The sequence below is a fragment of the Pseudoalteromonas sp. P1-7a genome, from assembly GCF_001401855.1.
In the GTDB taxonomy this organism is placed as follows: domain Bacteria; phylum Pseudomonadota; class Gammaproteobacteria; order Enterobacterales; family Alteromonadaceae; genus Pseudoalteromonas.
This window is the reverse complement of sequence record NZ_LKDU01000069.1, coordinates 1-1,941: the sequence shown is the minus strand read 5'-3', so window position 1 is coordinate 1,941 and position 1,941 is coordinate 1. Positions and strand designations below refer to the sequence as shown.

The 1,941-nt window shown below is 36.5% G+C and carries 2 protein-coding genes and 2 pseudogenes; 3 read left to right on the top strand and 1 reads right to left on the bottom strand.

Going from position 1 to position 1,941, the window contains the following annotated elements:
- A pseudogene (locus AN389_RS19430) lies at nt 1–188 on the top strand (endonuclease III); the annotation flags it as partial.
- A gap of 43 nt (nt 189–231) precedes the next feature.
- Here AN389_RS19430 and AN389_RS19425 read toward each other — a convergent pair.
- Nucleotides 232–1,113 (bottom strand): LysR family transcriptional regulator, encoded by an 882-nt coding sequence (locus tag AN389_RS19425; RefSeq protein ID WP_146258098.1) that lies wholly within the window; start codon nt 1,111–1,113, stop codon nt 232–234.
- Nucleotides 1,114–1,207: 94 nt separating this feature from the next.
- Here AN389_RS19425 and AN389_RS19420 point away from each other — a divergent pair, with 94 nt between their 5' ends.
- Nucleotides 1,208–1,801: a LysE family translocator gene (locus tag AN389_RS19420; protein ID WP_055016970.1), complete on the top strand. Its 594-nt coding sequence runs from the start codon at nt 1,208–1,210 to the stop codon at nt 1,799–1,801.
- Nucleotides 1,802–1,834: 33 nt separating this feature from the next.
- Nucleotides 1,835–1,941 (top strand): annotated as a pseudogene (locus AN389_RS20755) (endonuclease III); the annotation flags it as partial.

Here is a 1,941-nt window from a genome sequence, read left to right as displayed (position 1 = left end):
AATTTGCGATGGGTAAAGATGTAGTTGCTGTTGAGCAAAAACTTGAAAAGGTTGTCCCTAAAGAATTTAAAGTAGACGTACACCACTGGCTAATACTACACGGGCGCTATACTTGCGTTGCCCGTAAGCCTAAATGCGGCAGCTGTATTATTGAAGACTTGTGTGAGTTTAAAGATAAGACTGACTAATAGCGTGGTCAATAGTCTTTTATATCTGTTTCTATTTTGAGCCCTATTGGGTAGTTTGATTTAGAAAGCTCAGCAAACGCTTAGCATTACTGCTTTGAAATACGTTACTTGGCCAAACAGCATATATGGGTATAGGCTCAATTTTCCAGTTAGTTAATAACTCAACTAAAGATCTATCTTTTAGCCCTTTTTCAACTAAATAGTCTGGTGGAGTCGCTATACCTAACCCATTCAGACATAGTTCTGTCATTGCTTCTACGCTATTAACGCTAACATTGCTCTTAAAGCTAATATCGACTTTCTCGCCGTTAGCATCAATCAAGGTTCTTCTATTAGGAAGCATGGTAAGTTTTATCCAGTTGTATTGCTCTATATCAACAGGAGAAATTGGCTCCTCTATCATTTGAGCGAATTCATAAGAGCAGACTAATTTTCTCTTTATTTCACCCACTCGTGTCGCGATTAGATTACTGTCCTCCATTTCACCAGCTCGAAAAGCGATATCTATCCCTTGTTCAATTAGGTTTTGTCTTTCATCTGTGTAAATAAAATTCAGATTTAACAAAGCATGACTCTTTGCAAATTTAGCGATATTTCTACTAATATCTGATTTTATCAACGCAGAAGGTAGCGTCACCGTTAAGGTTCCCCTTAACTCTTGTTGTTTTGAAGTCACCAAGTTTAGTCCTTGATGCGCCGACTCAACCATACTCAATGCGTATTGAAAAAGTACCTTTCCCTCATTAGTTAAAGAAAGGTTTCTAGTTGAACGGTAAATAAGAGCAGTACCAAGATGGTTTTCCAGTTGAGTAACTTGATAACTAACAACTGAAGGAGATAACTGTAATTTTTTGGCCGCAGCCCGAAAAGAACCTTGTTTTATCGTCTCCGCGAAAATAGCCATTGAACGTAATTCATCTATCATAATTATTAAAATATATAGAACAGTGAAAACCAATTATAACAGCTAATCGAACCAATAATATTAATATATAGTCTCCATAAACTAAGGAGAATTTATGTCTTTACTAATAGCAATGTTTTCGTTTTCATTAACCATGTCGATTTCACCGGGTCCTGTAAATATGATTATTATTTCCTCCGGAATGAATTATGGAGTTCGAAAAACTTTACCTTTCGTTTCAGGCGGAACCATTGGGTTCACATTACTACTTTTGTTCATAGGACTCGGTTTTTCTCAGGTAATAAACTCCTACCCTAGTTTTCTTAAATATTTAACCGTTGTTGGCTCCTCATTTATCATTTACATGGGATATCTAATTGCAACGTCAGACCCAGAGCTAGATATTGAAAAACAGCACCAACCAACATTTCTACAAGGTTTTATTTTACAATGGCTAAATCCTAAAGCATGGATTGCTTGTTTAGCTGGCGCTTCCTTGTTTTCGGTTCCTAACAGTTCAAAAGAGTTCTTACTCTTTTCATTAATTTATTTTGTTGTCTGTTACTTATCTCTTTTTTGTTGGTCTGTACTAGGAGACAAATCTGCCAAATTATTAAATAGTAAATTCAAATTAAAGTTGTTTAATTTATCGATGGGTGGCGCTTTAATCGTGACAGCTAGTTACTTACTTTACTCTCAATTTAATTAACTACGTATGAAGGCCGTTCTATTTTCCTTATCTCTCGGCTGGCCGACAATAGCCGTGCACACGCATATTTTCGGGCTTCAAACCGCACCAAATTTGCGATGGGTAAAGATGTAGTTGCTGTTGAGCAAAAACTTGAAAAG

Excerpts from the sequence above, each read along its gene's own strand:
- AN389_RS19425 (WP_146258098.1), bottom strand. The coding sequence starts at position 1,113 with ATGATAGATGAATTACGTTCAATGGCTATTTTCGCGGAGACGATAAAA.
- AN389_RS19420 (WP_055016970.1), top strand. The coding sequence starts at position 1,208 with ATGTCTTTACTAATAGCAATGTTTTCGTTTTCATTAACCATGTCGATT.